This window comes from Streptomyces albipurpureus (genome assembly GCF_023701525.1).
Taxonomy (GTDB): domain Bacteria; phylum Actinomycetota; class Actinomycetes; order Streptomycetales; family Streptomycetaceae; genus Streptomyces; species Streptomyces albipurpureus.
The window spans coordinates 235,962-258,355 of record NZ_JAMQAW010000012.1 but is presented as its reverse complement, the minus strand read 5'-3'; the positions used below and the strand labels follow the sequence as shown (position 1 = coordinate 258,355).

21 protein-coding genes and 1 pseudogene are annotated in these 22,394 nt (G+C 68.1%); 16 read left to right on the top strand and 6 right to left on the bottom strand.

Annotated features, from left to right (window positions below; all coding sequences use genetic code 11):
- Positions 1–141: 141 nt before the first annotated feature.
- Positions 142–843, bottom strand: a complete 702-nt coding sequence (locus NBG84_RS16840) for a MarR family winged helix-turn-helix transcriptional regulator (protein ID WP_250920276.1) — start codon at positions 841–843, stop codon at positions 142–144.
- Positions 844–962: 119 nt separating this feature from the next.
- Complete coding sequence (locus NBG84_RS16835) at positions 963–1,613, bottom strand: hydrolase (RefSeq protein WP_250920275.1); 651 nt, start codon at positions 1,611–1,613, stop codon at positions 963–965.
- A gap of 933 nt (positions 1,614–2,546) precedes the next feature.
- Between NBG84_RS16835 and uppS the strand changes: the two genes are divergently transcribed.
- From uppS to NBG84_RS16800, 7 genes are all read left to right on the top strand, one after another.
- Positions 2,547–3,236, top strand: coding sequence for a polyprenyl diphosphate synthase (gene uppS / locus NBG84_RS16830; RefSeq protein WP_250920296.1), 690 nt, complete (start codon positions 2,547–2,549; stop codon positions 3,234–3,236).
- 125 nt (positions 3,237–3,361) lie between these two features.
- A complete protein-coding gene (locus NBG84_RS16825; RefSeq protein ID WP_250920295.1) occupies positions 3,362–4,738 on the top strand; it encodes an oxygenase MpaB family protein in 1,377 nt (458 codons plus the stop codon).
- A gap of 258 nt (positions 4,739–4,996) precedes the next feature.
- The gene (locus NBG84_RS16820; protein ID WP_250920274.1) at positions 4,997–5,740 is read left to right on the top strand and encodes a hypothetical protein; all 744 of its coding nucleotides are present in this window, start codon (positions 4,997–4,999) and stop codon (positions 5,738–5,740) included.
- 218 nt (positions 5,741–5,958) lie between these two features.
- Complete coding sequence (locus NBG84_RS16815; protein ID WP_250920273.1) at positions 5,959–6,852, top strand: TIGR04222 domain-containing membrane protein; 894 nt, start codon at positions 5,959–5,961, stop codon at positions 6,850–6,852.
- 590 nt (positions 6,853–7,442) lie between these two features.
- Entirely contained in the window at positions 7,443–8,705 is a 1,263-nt protein-coding gene (locus tag NBG84_RS16810; RefSeq protein ID WP_250920272.1) for a cation:proton antiporter, read from the top strand.
- 162 nt (positions 8,706–8,867) lie between these two features.
- Complete coding sequence (locus tag NBG84_RS16805; protein ID WP_250920271.1) at positions 8,868–9,080, top strand: DUF5133 domain-containing protein; 213 nt, start codon at positions 8,868–8,870, stop codon at positions 9,078–9,080.
- Positions 9,081–9,529: 449 nt separating this feature from the next.
- Entirely contained in the window at positions 9,530–10,483 is a 954-nt protein-coding gene (locus tag NBG84_RS16800; protein ID WP_250920270.1) for a YihY/virulence factor BrkB family protein, read from the top strand.
- A 212-nt stretch (positions 10,484–10,695) separates the two neighbouring features.
- Here the strand turns inward: NBG84_RS16800 and NBG84_RS16795 are convergent, their stop codons facing one another.
- From NBG84_RS16795 to NBG84_RS16780, 4 genes are all read right to left on the bottom strand, one after another.
- Entirely contained in the window at positions 10,696–11,481 is a 786-nt protein-coding gene (locus NBG84_RS16795) for a DUF2382 domain-containing protein (RefSeq protein WP_250920269.1), read from the bottom strand.
- A gap of 201 nt (positions 11,482–11,682) precedes the next feature.
- Positions 11,683–12,984: an MFS transporter gene (locus NBG84_RS16790; protein WP_250920268.1), complete on the bottom strand. Its 1,302-nt coding sequence runs from the start codon at positions 12,982–12,984 to the stop codon at positions 11,683–11,685.
- A gap of 204 nt (positions 12,985–13,188) precedes the next feature.
- Positions 13,189–13,359, bottom strand: coding sequence for a hypothetical protein (locus NBG84_RS16785; protein WP_250920267.1), 171 nt, complete (start codon positions 13,357–13,359; stop codon positions 13,189–13,191).
- 8 nt (positions 13,360–13,367) lie between these two features.
- Positions 13,368–13,931 (bottom strand): RNA polymerase sigma factor, encoded by a 564-nt coding sequence (locus NBG84_RS16780; RefSeq protein ID WP_250920266.1) that lies wholly within the window; start codon positions 13,929–13,931, stop codon positions 13,368–13,370.
- A gap of 861 nt (positions 13,932–14,792) precedes the next feature.
- Here NBG84_RS16780 and NBG84_RS16775 point away from each other — a divergent pair.
- The 9 genes and pseudogenes from NBG84_RS16775 to NBG84_RS40670 all read left to right on the top strand — a co-directional run bounded on the left by NBG84_RS16775 (position 14,793) and on the right by NBG84_RS40670 (position 22,301).
- Positions 14,793–15,368 (top strand): AMIN-like domain-containing (lipo)protein, encoded by a 576-nt coding sequence (locus NBG84_RS16775; protein ID WP_250920265.1) that lies wholly within the window; start codon positions 14,793–14,795, stop codon positions 15,366–15,368.
- Positions 15,369–15,820: 452 nt separating this feature from the next.
- The gene (locus NBG84_RS16770) at positions 15,821–16,231 is read left to right on the top strand and encodes a hypothetical protein (protein WP_250920264.1); all 411 of its coding nucleotides are present in this window, start codon (positions 15,821–15,823) and stop codon (positions 16,229–16,231) included.
- Between the two features lie 289 nt (positions 16,232–16,520).
- A complete protein-coding gene (gene yidD / locus NBG84_RS16765; RefSeq protein ID WP_250920263.1) occupies positions 16,521–16,958 on the top strand; it encodes a membrane protein insertion efficiency factor YidD in 438 nt (145 codons plus the stop codon).
- Between the two features lie 126 nt (positions 16,959–17,084).
- A pseudogene (locus tag NBG84_RS41555) lies at positions 17,085–17,189 on the top strand (DUF2332 family protein); the annotation flags it as partial.
- A 432-nt stretch (positions 17,190–17,621) separates the two neighbouring features.
- A complete protein-coding gene (locus NBG84_RS16760; RefSeq protein ID WP_250920262.1) occupies positions 17,622–18,398 on the top strand; it encodes a (5-formylfuran-3-yl)methyl phosphate synthase in 777 nt (258 codons plus the stop codon).
- Between the two features lie 8 nt (positions 18,399–18,406).
- The gene (locus NBG84_RS16755; protein WP_250920261.1) at positions 18,407–19,810 is read left to right on the top strand and encodes an aldehyde dehydrogenase family protein; all 1,404 of its coding nucleotides are present in this window, start codon (positions 18,407–18,409) and stop codon (positions 19,808–19,810) included.
- Positions 19,811–19,812: 2 nt separating this feature from the next.
- A complete protein-coding gene (locus NBG84_RS16750) occupies positions 19,813–20,907 on the top strand; it encodes an NAD(P)-dependent alcohol dehydrogenase (protein WP_250920260.1) in 1,095 nt (364 codons plus the stop codon).
- Between the two features lie 259 nt (positions 20,908–21,166).
- The gene (locus NBG84_RS16745; RefSeq protein ID WP_250920259.1) at positions 21,167–22,075 is read left to right on the top strand and encodes a class I SAM-dependent methyltransferase; all 909 of its coding nucleotides are present in this window, start codon (positions 21,167–21,169) and stop codon (positions 22,073–22,075) included.
- A 103-nt stretch (positions 22,076–22,178) separates the two neighbouring features.
- Entirely contained in the window at positions 22,179–22,301 is a 123-nt protein-coding gene (locus tag NBG84_RS40670) for a hypothetical protein (RefSeq protein ID WP_285366881.1), read from the top strand.
- The last annotated feature ends 93 nt before the right edge of the window (positions 22,302–22,394 follow it).

Genomic DNA, 22,394 nt, shown 5'->3' with positions numbered 1-22,394 from the left:
GGGGTGAGAATACGCCGCAAATCGCAAGAAATGGTGTGAATAGAGCTAAAGGGCTCTGGATTGCTCGCGGTTGTCTGCGGACGACTGGCTCCACCGGAGACCATGGCAGCCGATCGCCGGAATGAGCGCGGTGCGCCGCTCTCAGGTTGCGGAGCGGGGTAAACCCCGGGCAGTCGGTTCGAGTCCGGTAGGGATGGTCGCGTCGGTGCGCTGGGCCATGGTGCGGTCCGCGGTGCTCCTCAGCTGCTCCAGCAGGTCCCGTTGGGTGTCGCAGGTGTTCCGTATGCGTTCGCCCGCCCTCGGCAGGATCTCATCGCGCAGGGCGACTCCCACACTGGTCAGAGCGAGGTGCTTGACCCTCTTGTCCCAGGGGTCGCTCACCCGGACCGCCAGACCGCGCTCGATCAGTCGGTCCGCAAGCCGGGTCAAACCGCCGGGTGTCAGTTCGACCTCCTCCGCGAGGCGGGCTGTGGTCGATGCCCGCTGCTCGCCGTGCCGGGGCGGGGAGGCGGTGGGTAGGCAGGACAGGACGTGGAGCTCCGTGAGGTTGAGCGCGTACTCGGAGCGCAGCCAGTCGTCGAACCGACGCAGCCGGGAGAACAACGAGCTCAGTGCCCCGATGAACTCACCATCGCTCCGTGGGCTGCTTTCAGCGGTCGCCCCCGGGCCGAAACGGTGGTTCCCGGCTACCCGGGGCTGCTCTGCATGGTCCTCCGAGGCCAGGTCAGGGCGGCTTCCTGAGGCCGGATTCCGGCTGCTGGGGCCGGGGCGCGCCGTTGGTCCGGGGGCGGCCAGACGGGCCTGAATGATCTTTCGGGCCCGCTCCACCGCTGGATCGCTCATCTTGTCCCTTTCTGCCTCGTACTCGAACAATCCCGGGCGGAGCCGTTGTATTCCGTCCTGGAAGGGCTCATCGGGCGGTCACCGTTCATGGGTGACGGTGACCGCCGGAAGGGTAGGTATCAGTGGTTGGACGTGCTGGCGTCCTGGTCGGTGGTGGTTTGGGCGTAGTAGTCGAGGACCTGTCCCCAGTTGCCGAAGTACCTCTGGGCGATGGAGCGTGCTCCGAGGTAGCTGTCCTGGCGCGCCCAGTCTCGCTGGAACTCGCCGAGGACGACCTGGGTGGTGACGGGGACGGCGCCCTTGGCGACCATGCGGTCCATGGCGGTGTGGTGGGACTCGCTGCTGGCACCGCCGGACGCGTCAGCGACCACGAAGACCTCGCGTCCTTCTTCCAGCGCGGATATCACCGGGAACGCCACGCACATCTCGGTCCACAGTCCGGCGATGACGATCTGGCGGCGCCCGGTGGCGAGGACCGCTTCCTTGAGCCTGGGGTCTTCCCAGGCGTTGATCCAGCTGCGGTCGATGATCTCCTGATCGGGGAAGACCTCCCTGAGACCGGGGATCAGATCGCCACCCAATGCCTTGCGTGCCACGGTGCTGTACACGACGGGTACGTTGAAGAGTCTGGCCGTCTCGGCGAGTGCCACCGTGTTGTTGACCACCGTCTGCGGGTCATGTGAGTGGACACCGAACAGGGTCATCGGCTGGTGGTCGATGAAGACGATGACGGCTTCGCTCGGGTCGAGCAGGCCCTTGGGGCTGGTCATGAGAACTCCTGTTGCTCACTTCGCGCCGGCGCTGTTGCCGTGCCTCCTCTCCAAGCACTCAATCGGCCCGGTTCTTCGCGGTCCTTGACCAGACAACTAAATCTGCGAGCGGGCATCCTCGGGCATGGCGAGGAGCGGGCCTGGTGAGCATCGCCGGGGCGACAACCCGCCCCGGCTCGCGCCCTGGTGCTTCGCGACACCGCCAGGAGGCTGTCAGCCGCCGCGGAACCAGCGGACAGGCGGAGAGCCGTTGCTCGGGGATGCCGTATCGCATAGCCGGATCGAAGACGGTTGGCCAACGGTGAGCCCCCGCTGTCAGCAGGCTTGTCGACGGCCGAGGATGAGACACATGCGGCGGTTCCGGGCTGCGACGGCGTCGCAGCCGCGGTGTATACAGGGGCCGTCGCCAGGTGGCTCGCGTGTCCGTCAACGCCCCCCGTACGAGTGAATGGGTGGGAAGTCCCGTGTGCCAGGAGAGGGAGCCCGGCATTCTGCTGCTTGTTGTCAGGGCGGTCCCTCGGGGGAGAGGTGTGGTCATAGCTCTGTCTGCGCTGCGGCACAACTCACCGCGGAAAGCCGCGGCGGCCCGCGAGCCCTGTTGGTGTGGATCGGTGTGAAGCCCGGCCACGACACAACGGTGGCTGACGGCCGCGCTATGGCGCTGAGCAGCGGCTCATCGTTCTTCGCCACTGCCTGGGGCACGGGTACCGCAAGGTGCAGGCCCCGCGGCGGCGCGCTAGGACAGGGAGCGCTGTGCTGGGCCAGGGAGATTGCATGCAGCCGGGAACTCATCGTGCTGCGACAAGGGGAGGGGCGCACATGCAGGTGGAGAAGGACGTCAGCGATTCTGTCTCGTCGCCGGCTCAGGCCGATTCACGCCGTCCGGTTGGCCAGGGCCAGCGCCGAGGCATTCCGCGTCACGTTGCGTGTGTGATGGACGGCAACGGCCGGTGGGCAGCGCAGAGGTCCCTGCCGCGCACATCGGGCCATCGTGCGGCCGAGACGACGGTGATCGATGTCATTGAGGCCGCCCGGTCGGCCGGGGTGGAATGGCTGAGTCTGTATGCCTTCTCCACGGAGAACTGGCGACGCCCCAGCGATGAGGTCGACTTCCTGATGCACTTGGTGCGCCGTGTGGTGCGCAAACACGCGCCCTTGTTGCATGCGCGGGGGGTACGCTGCCGCTTTCTCGGTGTGTCGGATTCCAAGATTCCGGCGCCGTTGGCACAGGACTTCGACGACCTGACGACACTGACCGGGGCCAACCGCGGCATGACGTTGACCGTGGCGTTCGATCACGGTGGGCGTGGGGACATCGTCGAGGCAGCGCGGTCACTCATCCGCCAAGGCGTGCCGGCTGACGCCGTCACCGAGGAGAGCTTCGCCGCCCGTCTTCCCTTCCCCGACACACCCGATGTCGATCTCGTCATCCGCACCTCGGGCGAACAGCGCATCTCCAACTTCATGCTGTGGCAGGTCGCTTACGCCGAATGGGTCTTCACCCCGGTGCTCTGGCCTGACTTCCGCGCGGCGCATTTCGTGGAATGCGTGCACACCTACCAGCAGCGCGACCGCCGATTCGGCGGCGTCGCACCGGCTGTGAACGGAGTACCTCGACCATGACCACCAACACCCAACCCGACAGTAGTGGCTCGGAAACCACCGCCGACCAAGCCTTCGCACAGCAGAACCCGCACATCGATGCCGACCCCTCCCTGTTCGGGCCTGGATCGCAGTTCCATCGGCTGATGAACGACCCGCGTTGGGCGTTGGCCATGGTCAGGGCCACCGTGCTGGAGGCCGCGCACCCCCAGATCGGGGCCGCCCTGATCGACAACTCCACTTTTGTGGCGCACCCGTGGCGACGGCTGCACAACACCTTCCTCAGCCTGCAGCGCATGTCCGACGCCGATGACCACGTGCGGCAACGGGAGGCCGCTCGGCTGAACCGACTGCATGCTCGGCTGAACGGCATCGGCGCACACAACCAACCGTATGACGCGATGGACCCCCAGGTCCGAGCCTGGGTGGTGGCGACCCTGTTCGAAAGCGCCGTCACCATGGGCCGACTCGGCGGTCAACCCCTTGAACAGAGCGCCATGGAACGCCTCTACGCCGAGTTCCAGGGCTACCTCGCGGCCCTGGGCGACAAGGCCGGCCACCTGCCCCCCACACTGCGCGAGTTCTGGCAGTACTACGACCGAGTGGTCCAAGAGGAACTGGAGAACACCGAGGCGCTGCGCATCATCCTCTACAAGCTGTTCGACCACCTTCCCGCACCAGCGGTGCTGGAGGGTATGCCCACCATCTGGGCGACCGGCCGGGCACTCGCCGGACCGGTCATCGGCGCCATCACGGTGGCCTCCCTCCCCGAGCCCTTCCGCCGCCGCGCGGGACTGCCCGAGATTCCCGGAGCCCAGACCCTGATGCAGAGCGCCTACCTGGGCGTCGGTTTGGCCCGCTTCCTGCCCGAGGGCTGGATCCGGGCAGACGCGCTGGCCAGCCTGCTGTCCCTGTCTCCCGAGAGCGATGACCCCCGCGCCAGGACGATCTCGGCGGTACGCGACGGAATCAAGCGAGCCGGAGCCCTGCTCAGGCTGATCACTCCACTTCCCGCCCAGCCGGATCCCGCTGACACCACGGAGACCCAGCGCAGCGCTGAGGACTTCTTCCACGCAGTGCTGGACCAGACCGGCGACGGCTATCTGGATTGGCCCGACCTAGCGGCCATGGCCCGAGAGATCTCCGGGCGCCTTGACCTGGAGGAACCTCAGGAGACCAGGCTCTACAACGCGTACGCCGACTGGTGGAAGGAACTGCAGGCGGCCCTCGACAGCGACGGTGACGGCCGCATCTGCGCCGAAGAATTCGCCGCCGCCGTACCCGCACTCGCTGGACCGGCACTGATCAAAGTCGCCGATGTCCTCTTCGACGTCACTGATGCCGATGGCAACCAGTCCATCGACGCGGATGAGTACCGGGCACTGTTCCGTACCGGGTTCCGGCGAGACATGGCCGCCACCGGCTCCATGTACTCCCGGGGCGAGTTCGTGAAGGACTTCCTGTCCTTCATGTCGGGTCGCCAACGCTCAACAACCTACGATCCGCTGCTCACACAGGCATAGCACAGCGCACGTGAACCAGCGGGCGTGAATCCGGGGCGCGGGACAGCAGGCGTAGAACACCTGAAGCGAGCACCGTGGCGGGGGGAGTCACAGCTCCGACCAGACGCCCACGTGGGGAAGGCACCCGCTCACGGGGTGGTCGCCCGCTGGAGAGGGTCTCGCCGGGGCGCACCGGGCTGTGGCAGGATCCGTCGCGGGCCGCACCGATCGATGCGGCCCCGCGGCGTGGGGACGCTGGGTCTCGGGGGGAGACGATCGATGGCGCTGATCTTCATGGGCAGGTTCAAGGACATGGGGGCCTCCCGGGAGGCCAGGAAACCGAGGGCTTTCGCGAATCCCCAGGAGGCCCAGAGGTACGCGAGGACCATGGCGGCCAAGGACCGCCAGGAATCCGAGGCTGTGGGCGTCTTCCAGAGTGCCGAGGCCCGTCTCAGGGAGTGCGACCGGCCGGCCGAAGCGGCGGACGCGGGGTGGGGGCTGTGGCCCGCGCCTCTGGGGCTGACCGAAGCACTGCTGCCCAAGCTCGCCCATGTGCCCCGCACCGATGTGGTCGTCACCGGCGTGCTGGGCCGGCTGCCGGACGGCTCGACCCGGCTGTACAGGGGCAAGCCGGACCCCGCGAACCCGGATGACCTGACGGACTGCACGGCGGCCGAACTGAGCACCTGGCTCGCCGGTCACCGGGATGCCGCCCTCACCCTCCAGGTGAAGGTGACCGCCACGGTCAACGCTCTCCACGAGGGCACGATCGTGGAGATCCTCAACCATGAACTGGCCGCGCACGTGGAGCCGTTCGCGGACTTCCTCGGCGCGGAGACGGATGCCCCCGGTACCGGCGTACTCGGCACGGCGGTCGAACAGCACGAGATGCTCCATGCGGGTAATCCGCGCTACCGGCTCATCGGAGCCCGGTATGTGACCCGGTACGCCGACGCGCAGTCCTACCGGAACCGGATGCAGATGGACACCGATGCCAGAGCGACACTCCCACCCGGCGTCTGAACCGGCGTCTGAACCGGCGGTGCCCACCGGCTCCCCGAAGGCCCGCTCGAACCTGACCGGCGCGGGTAGCCGGAGGGAGGGTATGCGGGGAGTCAGAGTCGATATGCCGGAACGGGGAGTTCCAAGGATGCCTTCGGGCATGCAGTCCTTGCTGGACGGGTCGTCGGAGGCGGTCAGGGGGAAGGGCCGGCTGAGGGCACCGGGACAAGGGAGGGCCCATGGAGATGTGGCAGGGGAACGTCGTCGGGGTCTTGGTCGCGCTCGCGGCGGTCGGAGCCCTCGCGACAGCGGGACGCCGACTGCGGTCCGCCCACCGCGCCATGCATGCCCGGATTGAGCCGCTTCGGCCGGTGGACACCCCACTCGACCTGTACGAGTTGGCGTATCTCCGAGGCGGGGGACGTCGCGTCGCTGCGGTGGCCCTGGTGCGGATGCACGCCGAGGGCAGGCTGTCGGTGCGTCGGCGAGCGGCCAGTTGGATCACGGTCGTGCCATCGGATGAGCCGCGTGACGGCGTTGAGGCCGCGGTGCTCAAGGCACTGGCGGGGCAGCGGAACGACGACGGCTGGTCGCCGTGGCCCGTGGAGCTCTTCGACAGTGACCCGCCCCTGCGAGACATACGCGAACGGCTGGTTCTGGGGGGCCTCCTGCGTGATCAGAGCGCTCCCATCGGCGTACTGCACCACCACCCCGTGTCCCGCTCGTACTACCGTGCCCGCCACCGTTTCGCGCGGACGCAGCGCTGGGTGCCCGCCTTCGCCGTCGCGGGAGCCGTCGTCGCGTTGTTGTGGCACGCCTATCTGCCCCTCCTGCTGTATCCGCCGCTGCTGTGGGCCGGTTGGCGGCACCGCAACAGGTACGACGACGACACTCGCTCCTTCGGGGAGGTCACACCGGCTGGTCGGGCGGCGACCCTGGCAGCTGAGACCGCCCGCGGACTGGCAACCGTTGGTGGCGGCCAGATTCGCGATGTGGCCCTGGTCGGGCCAGACGCCCTGCCCGCCCAACACATTCTGTGCCCGCCGCCCGCGCGGTCATCACGGCCGCCGGAGCGCAGGCCGGAGCCACCGCCGGTGGTGATCGACGGCTCGCCCGGCCTCGGCGGCCTCTGAGAGACCCGGACGTGGGTCGCCTGGTGGGCACTGAGGGGACGCCCTTCGAGGTCAGGGCGGCGTCGGACGCGGCGAAGACGCGGGCCTGGCGCCGGGCCCTCCGATCAGGCGGGACCGCCAAGCCGAATCAGCGCGTCCAACCGCTGGGTCAGGTTCACGTCGGTGGGCCATGTCCTGACGAACCGTGATTCCCGGCATCCGCGATGCGCGCAGGCGTTCAGCGCGTGAACGATCCCACCGGCCTGTGTTCCTGTCGGACGCGATGGCCGATGGCCCCAACCCGACCGGTCTGGTCCCCGCCCATACGGCTCCGCTGCCGCTTGAAATGAGCTCACGGGCACCTCGAACTCAGGTACCGCACCAACGATGCCGCATGGTGGCCCCGAGCCCTCTCGGAGGGGATCGCATCCAGGGCAGCCATGATCGACGAACGAGGGGGAACGTGCACATCAGTACCTCGGAATCGCCGGGGAACAAGAACGGCCCCCTGGGGTCTTTCGTTTGGACCAGGCCGGGTCGGTGAGCGGTGCCGGAGTGGGCGAGCCCAGCAGGACCGAAACCAGGGGTTCCTCGGTGGGAGGCGGCGAAGCGTGGCCCCAACGGACATCGTGTACACGGCCCTCGGTATCGGAGCACTGGCGGCGGCGGTGCTTCCGCGTCTGGTACGGCGCCGACCGCTGTCCACCCCCATGGTGTTCCTCGCCGCGGGCATGATCGGTGGGCTGTTCCTTCCGCTGCCGCAGGTCGACCCCGTACGGGACCGGGTGTGGGTGGAGCACCTCGCCGAAGGCTGTGTGATCATCTCCCTTATGGGCGCTGGTCTCGCACTCAACCGGCCCTTCGGATGGCGAAGTTGGGCTGGGCCGTGGCGACTGGTGGGGATTGCCCTTCCGATGACCGTCGGCGTGACAGCCATCACCGCATGGGTCCTGTTGGACTGGCCCATCGCCGCCGCTCTGCTGATCGGCGCCGTGCTCGCGCCGACCGATCCGGTGCTGGCCGCCGAAGTCCGGGTGGGAGAGCCCACTGAGGATGAGGACGACGAGGACGAGGTGCGCTTCACCCTGACCGCGGAGGCGGGGCTCAACGACGGCCTGGCGTTTCCGTTCGTCCTCGGGGCGACCGTGCTGGCCGCGGCAGGCGGAGTGTGGTCCAAGGGCGCATGGGGTCCGTGGTTCCTCGGCGATGTGCTGCTCAAGGTGGCGGTGGGTGTGGGCGTGGGGCTGGCACTGGGGCGCTGGCTCGGATGGATGTTCTTCCGAGCCCGGGGTTCGGCGTTCCGTCTCTCCGAGCACATGGAGGGGTTTGTCGCGCTTGCCGCCACCTTCCTCTCCTACGGCCTGGCGGAACTGCTCTACGGCTATGGATTCCTGTCCGTGTTCGTGACTGCTTGTGCCCTGCGTGCCGCAGAACGGAGCCATGGCTACCACCGGGTGCTGCACGAGTTCACCGATCAGATCGAACGCCTACTCACCGCCGGACTCCTCCTTCTGCTCGGTGCCTACGCGGCCACCAGCGGCTTCCCGGCGCTGACGTGGGAGATCGTGCTTCTTGCCGTGCTCGTGCTGGTGGTGATCCGGCCCGGCACCGCCTGGATCGCGCAGTGGGGGTTCGTGGCCGGCCCGCGGGAGAGGATCGCCACCGCGTTCTTCGGACTCCGGGGCATCGGCTCCCTCTTCTACCTCGCCTACGCCTTGGGGGAGAACGACTTCGGGGGATTGGGGGACGAACTGTGGGCAGTGGTCACCTGGACCATCGTCTTGTCGGTCTTCCTCCACGGTGTGACGGCGACTCCGATCATCGCCCGTCTCGATCGCCTCCGTAGCCGGCGTCCGCCCCTGACGCCTCCGTAGCGTGAGGGCGGTGGCATCCACCGCGACAAGGTAACGAAACCGTATCGGCCAGGGGTGGGGACGGGGCTGGCGGGGCACATGGTTCTCGCACGGGTGCGGCGCCTGGGGAGGTCAGCCGCACCCGGCTCGATGCCCACGCCAGTCCGGACAGATGGAGGACCCATGTTGAAGGCGCACCCGGCCGTGTTGCGGAAGCTGCTCGACACTTACGAATCCCTGTGCGCGCAAACGGCTGGGCCCGTCGTCGACCTGAGCGTTCAGCGGCAGTTGCAGGACACCGCCTACACCCTGTGCGTGACGACCGGTACCCGTGGCGTCGAGGAGGCACTCACCGCGGCCCGCAGTGAGCTGGAGGGGCAATTGTCCCCTGCCTAGCCCCGCTAGGTGAACGGCCCGCAGCCCCCGGTCCAGGCGACCACGTGCGAGCGCGGGCACACCCTCGGCCAACCCGGGCAGACTGATGTCACGGTGGATTCGGCTCCCTCGCCGGGTGCTTCCGCACCGGAGCGCGTATCCTCGCGGCCCGCTCCTCGCAAGGTCTTGCCACCGCCTAGGGGGCAAGACCTCCTCTGGACTCTTCTGCCCCTCTTGTCCCTGGACGGATACGAAGTGGGCCTTGCACCCGGCGGTGTGGCCGTTGAGAACCCGCTCAGCTGGAAAAACCGTAGGAAAACAGGCGTGAGCAGGGTCGTTGCGGATACCTGACACCCATGTCGAGTGAAGAGCGCAGTAATGATGGTGCGGTGCCCGCCGGGCCACCCCGCGAGCGGGGTGCGGGTCCCAGCCCGCAGACGGAACGTGATGCGCCCGATACCCCGACAGAGATGGGCAGGGCATCGTGGGGTGCGGTGCTCAAACGTACGGTGAAGGAGTTCCAGCAAGACGAGCTGGCCGACCGGGCCGCAGGGCTGACCTACTACGGGATCCTCGCCTTGTTTCCAGCGCTCCTGGTGCTGGTGTCGCTGCTGGGGATCGCTGGCCCATCAGCCACGCAGACCGTGCTCGACAGCATCCAAAAGCTCGCGCCCGGGGCGGCACGCGAGGTGTTCACCAACGCGGTGACCCAGTTGCAGTCCAGTAGCGGTACCGGCTCGCTGCTGGCTGTCGTCGGCTTGCTCGGTGCCCTGTGGTCCGCCTCCGGTTATGTGGCGGCGTTCATTCGGGCCGCGAACGATGTCTATGACATCCCCGAAGGGCGGCCGGTGTGGAAGGTACTTCCGGTGCGTATCGGCCTCACCCTGGTGCTGATGGTCCTCGCATGTGCCAGCGCGGTGATTGTTGTGTTCTCCGGTGGACTCGCGCGGGAGATCGGCACCGCGTTGGAGATCGGTGACACCGCTATGACGGTCTGGTCGGTCGCGAAATGGCCGGTCCTCCTGGCGCTCATGACCATCATGCTGGCGATCTTGTACTGGGCGGCACCGAACGCCAAGGGCCGCGGCTTCAAGTTCATGTCACTGGGCAGTCTGCTGGCCCTGCTGATCTGGCTGGTGGCCTCTGCCGGTTTCGCGGCCTATGTGGCGAACTTCGGTTCCTACAACAAGACCTACGGCGCCCTGGCCGGCGTCATCATCTTCCTTGTCTGGCTGTGGATCACCAATCTTGCGATCTTGCTGGGGCTCGAATTCGACGCGGAAATGGCTCGGGAACGGGCCATCATCGGCGGCCACCCCCAACTGGAGGAGCCGTATGTCGAACCGCGCGACACCCGCAAGTGGAGCGATGAGGACCGTCGCTCCATGGGCCGTACGGGGCCCGCGGAGTCGGGGAACGGCTGAGGGCGCCACGGTGGGTACGCCGCGCGCGAGACCACGGAAACACCTCATGCGGTGAGCCGGACGGTCGCTGGCCTTCTGGGCAGGTGGGCTCCGGAGTCGGCTTCGGGCGGTGTGTCGGCTTGTTGTGATGGTGTTGTGGCGTTGGGATCGGGCGTCGAGACCCAGCGGAGGATCCCGTGGGGCTGCTTCCGCTGGGTGGCCTCTGCTCAGGGCTAGGAAGGGCCGTCGTTCTCGTCAGGGGTGACGATGTCGATGCGCTCCTTGCGTACCTGGCCTCGTACGGTGGTCTCCTCGACCTGTTCTTCGACGGTCAGCCGGACGCGTTCGACCGGTACCGCCCGGGTGTCCACCACCGGCTGCTCCTCGTGGAGTGTGACCTCGTACTCCGCCTCAGAGATCTCTGTTCCGGACATCGCCGCACCGCGGTTGGCGTCCGTGATGGGCTCGCGCACGACCCGGATCTCCTCATGGCGCACCGGAATGGTTTGCTCCTCCTCCTCGGTCACCACGTACTTCCGCAGGCGCGCCCGTCCGGTCTCATGGCGCTCCACGCCCACGTGCAGATGCTCTTCCGAGCGGGTCATCGCATTGTCGGGGGAGTCGGTCGCCGCGCTCATGCCCCGGGCGTCCGCCGCCGCGCTCTCCTCGCCGGAGAGACCAGTCCGCTTCCAGGCGGCGTCCCAGTCGATTCCGTAGTGGTCGTAGAGTCGGTGTTCCTCTCGTTCGGAGAGGTGGCCGCCCGCGTCGACCTCCACCTGGGGGGCGTCCTTGACCTGGTCCTTGGTGTACGGAACTTCGACATGATCGCCCAGTACGCTGGCGCCGCGGACGGGCACGAAGGTCTCATGGGTGTCGAACAGGCCGGTCTTGACGCTGATCCACTCGGGTTCACCGCTCGCGTCATCGAAGAAGACACGCTTGGCGTCTCCGAGTTTCCTGCCATCGGTGTCGTGGACCGGATGGTCCAGCACGCTGGAGACTTGCTCTCTGGTGATCACGCTGATTCCTCCCTAACCGGTACTGCAGAGGTCGGGACAACACCTCCCATCATCTCTTACATGCATAGAACGGGCAAAAGGTCGCATTATGGGTGGCCGGTTGGGTGAGGGGGCGCTCGCGGAAAGGCGGCTCCGGGACGGTTTTCCGCGTCGTCCGTGGGCGGTGCGGGCCATGGGCGCGGGGACGTCGGCAGCTGGGTTTCACGCGGATACGGACTCCTCGCCGGGATGCGCTGGCTGCGCTCCGGCCGGGTGGGGTCGCGGCCGGGTCTCGGGCAGGGCGGCGAAGCAGGCCGTGCTCAGCACCGCGATACCGGTCAGCCAGACGGCCACACCCCATGGCGTCGCCTCTCCGTCCGACAGCGCGGTTGCCACGACCGGGGTGAGCGCCCCGCCGAGAAGGCCGGCGAGGTTGTATCCGACCGCGGCCCCCGTGCACCGCACCCGCGGCTCGTACAACTCCGGCAGATAGGCGGCGAGCACGGCGAAGATCGTGACGAAGGCGATCAACGCCATGACGAACCCCAGAAACATCAGCATCGGCTCGCCGGTGCACAGCAGCGCGATGAAAGGGAACATCCACACGACCGCGAGCATGCTTCCTGCCAGGCACATCGAACGCCGGCCGAAGCGGTCGCCGAGGAGTGCGACGACCGGTGTGAGGAGCCCCTGTACCACCACCGCGGCCATCACCAGGGCCAGCATGAGCGTCGGGCTGACGCCCAGCCGTTCGGTGCCGTACGCCAGGGCCCAGGTGCTCACCGAGTAGAAGATCGCATAGCCGGTCGACAGCGCTCCCGCGGTCAGCAAGAGCAGACGCCAGTGGTTCCGGAACACCTCGGCGACCGGTGCCGCCGCACGGCGGCCGGTCTTGGCGAGTTCGAGGAACTGGGGGCTCTCGGCCAGCGAACTGCGCAGCATCAGACCGCCTGCCGCCAGTACACCCGCGGCCCAGAACGGCACCCGCCAGCCCCAGTCGAGGAACTGGGCTCTGCTGAGGGCGGCGGTCAGGGCGAGCATCAAGCCGTTGGCGAGCAGAAAACCCAGCGGCGGACCCATCTGCGGAAAGCACCCCCACAGCGCCCGCCGGGCGGGCGGCGCGTGTTCGGCCGTGAGCAGTACGGCGCCGCCCCACTCGCCGCCGAGTCCGAGGCCCTGGATGAACCGGAGCGTCAGCAGCAGGACGGGCGCGGCGATCCCGATCGACGCGTACGACGGTACGCAGCCCACGGCGACGGTGGCGAGGCCGGTCGTCAGCAGGGATCCGATCAGTACGGGTCGGCGTCCGTAGCGGTCACCGATGTGGCCGAAGACGATCGAGCCCACCGGGCGGGCGATGAATCCGGCGGCGAAGGTGCCGAAGGCGGCGAGGGTACCGGCCAGCGGCGAGAACGAGGGGAAGAAGAGCGGCCCGAGGACGAGTGCGGCGGCTGTGCCGTAGACGAAGAAGTCGTAGAACTCGATGGCGGTTCCCACGAGCGACGCGGTGGCGAGCCGCAGCATGGACGGAGTCCCGCTCCGGCGGGGCCGGGGGATCAGAGAGCGACGGATAGGCATGCCCGGCCAACTGTCGGTACCCGGCGGCGGTTACGATTCCGAGCGGCGACCGACGAGCGCCGGGCGACGGAGAGGGAGCTTGCGACGCGTGGCTGAGACGGGTCGTTGCACTTCGCCGCGTGAGTGCCTCTGCCCGGGAACACCGTTGGTTCAACGGTGTTCCCGGGGTATCAGCGCCGGAAAGCCACCGGCTGTCTCCTCGGCATCGGGGAGGGCATCGACTCCGCCGCTGCGAGTGCGGACCGGGTTCTGGTGTGAACGACGGGTCTGGCCCACGCCCGTCCGGCGGCTGCCCTCGGCGACCACCTGCGTGGTCCTCATGTTTGCGATCATCGTTTGCCGTTGAGCGGGATGTTGAGTTTGCTGGCGAGCGCGGCGCGTGCGTGGCGGATGTTGGAACGGACGGTGGAGGTCTCGATGCCGAGGAAGTCCGCGGTCTTCTCGTCCGTGCACGCCAGGACGTAACGGAGCACGATGACGTCCTGCTGACGCTCCGGGAGTTCGGATATCGCGCTGTACAGGCCGATCTCCTCAGCGAGAACCACAAAGCCGTCGAGTAGCTCGTCAATGAGAAGCCGCCGAATCGCGCGTTCGAACCCGGCTGCTTCCGCGAGTTGCGGCTCCAGGCCGCGTTCGTACAGCCATGTGTCGACCTGCTCCTTCAGCAGGGTCCACGCATAGCTGTGCACGGACTCCTGGCACAGGGCGTAGTCCCAGGTGGACCGCAGCTGGGCGAACGCCTTGTGTACGACCCGTTCAGCGGCCTCACGACTTCCGACCTGGACGTGTGCGTACCGCATCCACAACTTCCGGTGGTACTCATGGAAAGCGCCGAACGTCACGGTTCGAGACCGCGGCACGAACCGGGGCACATGGCGGGGCTGATCGGTCATCGGCGTACTCCCCGCACAGGAGCAGCCGGATGTCCCGAACCGGGCCGTGGCGAGCGGCAGAAGTGACCTGGCTGGCCGAGTAAGCCGGACCTGTGAGCGCAGTGGTTGGCGTTGGCGGCCGCCCGGAGAGATGCCGGGTGGCGGATGTCCGTAGACACAGGTGTTCCCTTGAGGGTTGTAAAGGCGAATCCGAACCGGTCCCGGATTCGATCCGGATTCCGGTCGGGAGGTGCTCCCACTCGTAGCCAACACGATGGAGACCCGGTCTGTGCAACCCGTATGCGATTTTTCCCACGCCCTGGGAAAAAGCAACGAACGTTGCATTTCTGACGCAACGTCAGATGATCTTCGAGTGGCGCATTTCATGGCCCTTGCCAGGAGGTTCCCACGGCGCGCGGACTGAGTCGACCAGGGAACGCATACCCCCACGAGGGCAACGCGCCAGCGGGGGCGAGCGAACTCGGTGGGCCAGGTCGAACGCCAAGAACGGCGGCGACCGTTGCTTCGCCCGGCGGCGCGCTGGCCGCACACCTGGGCATCTCCTCCTACCCCGTGGCACTGACCTGCCCCTGCCCCTTCGTGATGCACTACGCGGACTGGGGACGCGCGAGTGTGCACGATCAACGCCCGTTCCCGGCCGGCGGCGATACCGGCTCGGTCTGGTCGGAAGAGCGTCGGGATGGTCCCAGTTCTCAGCGGTCTTCGCCGTCCGTTGCCACTTCCGGTCGGCGTTGCCGCATACTCAGTCACCAGCTGAGTACGTATGCGGATGTCGCGAAGCCCTCGCGAGGAAAGAGTGAAGAGTACGTGGGGGGTAACCCCCTTGCAGACAGTCCGAGTTCAACCCTATGGAGTCAAGTCATGCGTCAGTTAAGAAAAGTTGCCACAGCCCTCGTGCTGACAGGTGTCGTTGTGGCGGGGACGACCGGGACGGCCGGCGCAGCCACCGGCCAAGCGGACAAGGCCTCTTCGGCGGCGGTGTGTTCCACCGCGTGGGGAAGCGGCACCAAGTCGGACCTCGACTCGTTCGCCAAGCCGCTGACGAACATCAGAACAGGTCAGCACGCTTGCTATGACCGTATGGTGTTCGACACCTCCGGCGCCACCGGCAAGGTCGGTTACCACATCAGCTACGTCAGTTCCTTCCAACAGGACGGCACCGGCACGCAGATCCCCGTCGCAGGCGGTGCGATCCTCCAGATCTATGTGAACGCCCCGAGCTATGACCCGGAGACCGGCAACGTCATCTACCCGGGTAGGCCCGCACAGACGCTACCGGGGGTGAACATCACCGGGTACCGGACCTTCAAGGACACCAGGTTCGGTGCGAGCTTCGAAGGGCGGACCCAGGTTGGTCTGGGACTGCGCGCCAAGCTGCCGTTCCGGGTCCTCCAGTCCGGCGACAAGCTGATAGTGGACGTCGCGCACACCTGGTAGGCGGGACGACTCACAGGCCTGCCCGGCCGCGCCTCAGGTGCGGCCGGGCTCCGGCCCTGCACCCGTCGAGCAGGTGCGCTGACCGGCCGGGGCCAGTGGCCAAGGCCACCCAGGACAAGCACATCGTCGGGAGCGGGCGCCTACTCGGCGCGGGCTGCCGAGCTGCTCGCTGGTGACGATCACAACACTGGTGCGAGCAAACTGAGCAAGCGGTGCGTCATCGTGTGACGCCGGCGTCTCGATGCGCTCAACCGCGATCCGTTGCCACCGGACGGAGGATGGCGGGTTGATCCGCACCTTGAATGCTCGCCTTCGTCACTGACCGTCGCTCAGTAGCTCCAACATCCAACTGACATGACCTCACGACCAAGGACCACACACACCGGGCCTCGGGACCTCCGGTGTCCCCGCCTCGCAGGACACTCGCGGGCCGCGGGCTCTAGTGTTCGCTCATGCCACTTACCTGGATAACGCTCGCCTCCGGCCGCGGTATCGAACTCCTGGCCCTGCGCTTGTCCCAGACGTACGGGGGACTGCTGGAGGGTCCCCCCTTCAAGGAGGTCAACGACAGGAAACTGACCAGGCTGGTGGAGAACAACAGTGAGTTCTCCCCCGCGCTTCTGGTCACACCCACACGGGAGTATCCCGATGTCAGGCCCGGAAGCATGGGCCCGGTCGAACTGCTTCCGGCTGTCACATGCATCGGTTCGTTCCGTTCGCATCCCATCGATCCGTCCTACGACCTCTCGCTACTCACCGTGATTTGGTTCCAGGCTGCCGCCTCGTTGCCGGAAGGCGACAACGCCGATCCCGGACTCCTCGCCATCGATTGGGAGGCGGCGTCACGGGACTGCTCCTATTGAACGCAATCCTCGCAGGCGTCCGTTGTCGCAACCGCCATCGCACCCGTCGTTCGAGACGGCGGGTACCGTCCAGGGCGGTTGACGCGGACCTGGGGGTGCTCGTAGTCGGTGGTCCGCCGCGCCGGGTCCCGACCGTTGGCCGATCTCGCCGACGGCACTGGCTGGCTCGCGGCCCAAGCCCAGGTAGACAAAGGGTCGATGCCGACGTCTGGCTCCACACTCCCACCGCCTCCAGCGGCGGAGCCCTTGCGTACGATGCCGTGACGAGGACAACCCGAGGGAGAGAGAAATGGCTCGGTCACGGCCGAACCGGCACATCGAACGGAAGAAGAGCGAAGACGAGGACGGCTGTTGTGTGGGTACGATCGACACCTGCACCTACTACTGCGGCCCCGCCTGCCCCTTCACCGCGGTCAACGCGATAGTCCTCGCCCGGTGGCAACCATCGCGCTCCGTCCCTGTTGCTGTCGCAGTGGACCCGGCCGCCCCGCGCCCCGATGGAAGGATCGCGGCCGTGCTGTACGGGGCGGTGCGCCACTACCGCACCCGCGTCAGCCCGGCCCGGCCGGCGTGCTGCCCCTACACTCCCTCCTGTTCCACCTACGCGATCAAGGCGCTGCACCGCCATGGGGCCATCCGCGGCACCCGGCTCATCGTTGCCCGGTTGCTGCGCTGCCGCCCCGGCGCAGCCCGCCGCCGAGGCCAGAGCGACCCCGTTCCGCTGTAGCCGCTCAACCGGTCGGTCCCGGAGGCGACCGGCGGGGCGGTCGATCTGATGGGCATTTCGGTACAGACCAATGAGGTGGGGCGCGCCGCGCCACCGCCCGCGGCGATGAACTAGGTCGCGACGGCGACCGGGCTTCCGCTGATGCTGCTCGAAGTGGGCTCAGGCGCTGGGCTGAACCTCCTGCTCGACCGGTATCTCGCGGCGGGCGGCGACGAGTCGTGGGCCCGGTGAACTCGGCTCCCTCGAACCCAGACGATGACGACTCCAGTGTGGTCAACCTGGTCTGCGAGCCCTGGCCGGCGGACAGGCGCCTCCTGCTCGCCAGGACCACCCCACACGGCACCCCGGTGCGGTGGGACCCCCCAGGAGGAACCGGCATGAGCGCGTCCTCCGGGCAACCGAGACGATGACGGTCAGGAGCACTGACGGCTCATGAGAATGCCGACCGTACGACTGTTCGGCAGGACGTCGGTCATCGCCAGCGAGGTATCCCGTTCTCGGGCGGGAGGTGGTCCAAACCGCCGCGCAAGGCGCACTGGGTAGCGCGTAGGGGTACCCGTTCGAACTTCACGCGCCCTACCGATCGCCACGGGCCGCGGTAATGATGTGCAGACCGCAAGTGATCCAGGCGACCGCACACATCTGCCCTCTGGCCAGCTGGACATGGGGTGGAAGGAGCCCACATTGCTACTTCTGATCTCTCCGGACAGCGTTGAGGAAGCCCGCGACTGCGCGAAGGCGGCGAAGCATCTCGACATCGTCGATGTCAAGAAGCCGGATGAGGGCTCGCTCGGCGCGAACTTCCCCTGGGTCATCAGGGAGATCCGCGACGCGGTCCCGGCGGACAAACCGGTGTCCGCCACCGTGGGCGACGTACCGTACAAGCCCGGCACGGTGGCCCAGGCGGCGCTCGGTGCGGCGGTCTCCGGAGCCACCTACATCAAGGTCGGCCTGTACGGATGTACAACGCCCGAACAGGCCATCGATGTCATGCGAGGGGTCGTCCGGGCAGTGAAGGACTATCGGCCGGACGCGTTCGTCGTCGCCTCTGGCTACGCCGACGCCCACCGGATCGGCTGCGTCAACCCGCTCGCGCTGCCCGACATCGCCTTCCGCTCCGGCTCCGACGCGGCCATGCTCGACACCGCGATCAAGGACGGCACCCGGCTGTTCGACCACGTTCCACCAGAGGTCTGCGCGGAGTTCGTTCGGCGCGCCCATGAGGCTGATCTACTGGCCGCCCTCGCGGGCAGTGTGAAGGTGGGAGACCTCGGCGCGCTGACCCGTATCGGTACGGATATCGTGGGGGTGCGCGGGGCGGTCTGCGAGCGGGGCGATCGCACCACCGGAAGGATTCAGCCGCGGTTGGTGGCCGCCTTCCGGGCCGAGATGGACCGGCACGCCCGGGAGTACGCGGCTACCGTCACCGCCGGGAACTGAACGCCGGCATGGCGACACGTCAGCCCCGTCGCACGTCCCGAACCCTCGGCGAGCGCTTCGCCGTCCTCGATCCGGCAACGGGCGAGGTCTTCGAGGAGGCTCCCGACCAGCAGCCGGATGAGTTGGACGCCGTCGTCGGCCGGGCCCATGACGCCTGGCGCAGCTGGCGGGCCGACCCCGACGCACGCGCCGCCGCGATGCTCGCGGCAGCTGACGCCGTGGAAGCAGCCGGGGCGGACATCGCCCCCCTGCTCACCCGTGAACAGGGCAAACCCCTGGCCGAGTCGCACGCGGAGATCGCCCGCACGGCGGCCCGCCTCCGCTACTTCGCCGAGCTTGACGTCGGGCCCCAGCCCATCGTGGACGGCCGGCCGGTACGCAGTGAGATCCGCTGGCGACCGCTCGGGCCCGTCGCCGCGATCGTCCCATGGAACTTTCCCCTCCAGCTTGCGTCGGCGAAGTTCGCGCCCGCGCTCGCCGCGGGTAACACGGTGGTGCTCAAGCCCTCGCCCTTCACCCCACTCGCCACCCGGCTGCTGGCATCCGCCATCTCCACCGCCCTCCCCGAGGACGTACTGACGATCGTCACCGGGCATGAACCCCTCGGCGCCCGTCTGGCCTCCCATCCGGGAATCCGCCATGTGACCTTCACCGGTTCGATTCCCACCGGGCGGGCCGTTGCGAAGAGCGCGGCCGCCTCGCTCGCCCGGGTCACCCTGGAGCTCGGTGGCAACGATGCCGCCATCCTGCTGGAGGACGTTGATGTGGAGCAGATCGCGGACCGCCTGTTCTGGGCGGCCTTTCGCAACTGCGGGCAGGTCTGCATGGCGGTCAAGCGTGTGTACGTCCCGGCCCGGCGCTACGGCGATGTTGTCGAGGCCCTCGCTCAGCGTGCGAAGAGCGTGGTCGTCGGCGCGGGCATCGACCCGGGCACTCAGCTGGGCCCGGTCAACAACGCCCCCCAACTGGCCCGGGTCGAGCGCTACACGGCCCGGGCGCTGGCCGCCGGTGCCCGGGCCGCCGCCGGTGGCCACCGGCTGGACCGACCCGGCTACTTCTACGCCCCGACGATCCTGGCCGATGCTCCACCCGACAGCCCGGTGGTGACGGATGAGCAGTTCGGTCCCGTCCTGCCGGTGCTGCCGTACGGGAGCCTCGACGAAGCCGTCGATGCGGCCAACGGCACCGGCTTCGGGCTGGGTGGCTCGGTATGGGGGACCGATCTCGACCTGGCCGAGGCCGTGGCCGACCGGCTGGAGTGCGGGACGGCATGGATCAACCACCACGCCGAACTGTCTCTCGCCCAGCCCTTCGCGGGCATCAAGGAGAGCGGGGTCGGCGTCGCCGGTGGGCCGTGGGGCCTCTATGGAAACCTGAGGCCGTTCGTCGTGCACCGTCCGGAGGAGGTGTGACGATGAGGTTCGGTGCGGCGGTGCTGCGCTCGTCCGAGAGCCGATTCGCCGTCGAGGAGGTGATCCTCAACGCGGGGCCGGCCGACGGCGAGATCCTGGTCAAGATCGCGGGCTGCGGGATGTGCCGGACCGATCTCGCGGTCCGGCGTTCCGCGGGCCGCTCACCGCTGCCGGCGGTCCTTGGCCACGAGGGGGCCGGGGTAGTGGTGGAAACCGGCGGCCCGCACACCGGTCTGGGCAACGGCGACCACGTCGTGTTGAGCTTCGACTCCTGCGGACAGTGCCGGAACTGCATGGGTGCCGCCCCCGCCTACTGCGACTCCTTCGCCGCGCTCAACCTCTTCGGGGGCCGCAAGGAGAACGCCGCGCGGTTCACCGACGCGGCCGGGGGCGAACTGGCCCCCCGGTGGTTCGGTCAGTCCGCGTTCGCCGAGTACGCGCTGGTCCCGGCCCGCAACGCCATCCGGGCAGACCCCTCGCTCCCCATCGAACTGCTCGGCCCGCTCGGCTGTGGCTTCCTCACCGGCGCCGGGGCGGTCTTCAACTCCTTCGCGGTCGGGCCCGGCGAAACCATCGCGGTCCTCGGCGCGGGAGCGGTGGGCCTCGCGGCGGTGATGGCGGCCACCGCCTCAGGAGCGGTGACCGTGGCTGTCGACCGGAACCCCGAACGACTCGCCATCGCCGAGCGGTTCGGCGCGATCCCGCTGGATGCCTCATCGACCGACCTGCCCGGCCGTATCCGGCAACTGACCGACGGCGGCGCCCAGTACGCGCTGGACACCACGGCCTCCGCCCGGCTGATCAACGACGCCCTTCGGGCCCTGCGCCCAACCGGCCACCTCGGTCTGGTGGCACGGCTGCGCAACGCGCTACCGCTCGAACCGGGGGCACTGGACCGGGGCAGGAGGATCTCCCACATCTGTGAGGGGGACGCGGTGCCGGGACTGCTGATTCCACGGCTGATCGGGCTGTGGCAGGCCGGGCGGTTTCCCTTCGACGAGCTGATCCGTACGTATCCACTCGCCGATATCAACGAGGCCGAACGCGACTGCGACGCAGGTCGCGTGGTCAAACCCGTCCTGCTTCCGTGGGGATGAGCCGATGAGCGAGGCGTTCAGCGCCGATGTCCATCCGACCGATCGCCATCTGACGCCAGGTCCTGGACACCGCACCGCTGTGGCTGGCCCGCGCCGGCGAACTGTCTCACCACGGGTCGGCCGGGCTCAGGAGCCGAGTGGCCGCGGGGCCGCTCGCCATCGGGAAGTGGCGCCCGGAGCCGTGGCGTCGTGTGCCCACCGCTGATCCAGCTCTTGCATTCCTCGCTGTTCGTGGTCCCCACTCGCCCAAGGAGAACCTGTGGTCGGCACAACACCTCGGAACACCGGTGTGGAAGGCGTGGAAGGAGGCGTCGGCCTGACCGCTCTTCTGGTTGCCGCGGCACGGGCGATCGAGACCCACCGCCACGACACCCTGGCACGGGACGTCTACGCGGAACACTTTGTGCTCGCCGCCCCCGCGTCCGCCGGCTGGCCGGTCCGCATACAACAGGTTCCGGACGGGGACACGAACCCTCTGTGGGGGCGGTTCGCGCGTTACTTCGGCCTGCGGACGAGGGTCCTCGACGACTTTCTCCTGCGGTCGGTGCACTCGGGAGGGGCCCGTCAAGTGGTGCTGCTCGGGGCGGGGTTGGATACGCGCGCGTTCCGACTCGACTGGCCTCCCGGCTGCGCGATCTTCGAGATCGACCGAGACGGTGTGCTGGCGTTCAAGCACCAGGTGCTCGACGGACTGTCGGCCACCCCGAAGGCGGCGCGCATACCGATTCCGATCGATCTGCGCGCCGACTGGGTCCCAGCGCTGGCCGACGCCGGCTTCGACCCGGCCGCACCGAGCGTCTGGCTGGCCGAGGGGCTGCTGTTCTACCTACCCCCCGCCGCTGAGACGTACCTCATCGACACGGTGGACCGGTTGAGCACGCAAGGAAGCGCTCTGGCGTTCGAGGTCAAGCTCGAAAAGGACTTGTCGGAGTACCGAGACAGCCCGCTGTACACCGCGACGAAACACCAGATCGGCATCGACCTGCTGCGCCTGTTCGATGGAGAGCCACGGCCCGATTCCGTCGGTGATCTGGCGGGCAAGGGTTGGTCCACCTCGGTCCGCACCCCCTTTGACTTCACCCGCCAGCACGGACGCGGCCCCCTACCCGAGCAGAACGACGCGCTGGCGGGCAACCGTTGGGTGTTCGCGAACAAGCCCCGCCCATAGCGTCGGTAGCGTCGCCGCCCCATGACCTGGCCACCCCTGCTCCATGTTCTCTGCGGTTCGTGCACTCCGATGCCCTGAGCCGGTTCTCCCTGCCTTCTCGCCCATGCCCACACACACCGACCTGACCGACTACGGCCATGCGCTGTCGACGACGCCGCTTCTCCTCGCCCTCGGCGCCCCGGCAGGACTGTTCATCAAGGACACTGCCACTGCTCCCCGGGGGTAGTCCCGCAGTGAGGTACCCGCGGGGTCGCCCGGGTGATGGTGTCCCGGCTGCTCGGTATCGCTCGCTGACCGTTGTGCGTGCCAAAGTCCCCCC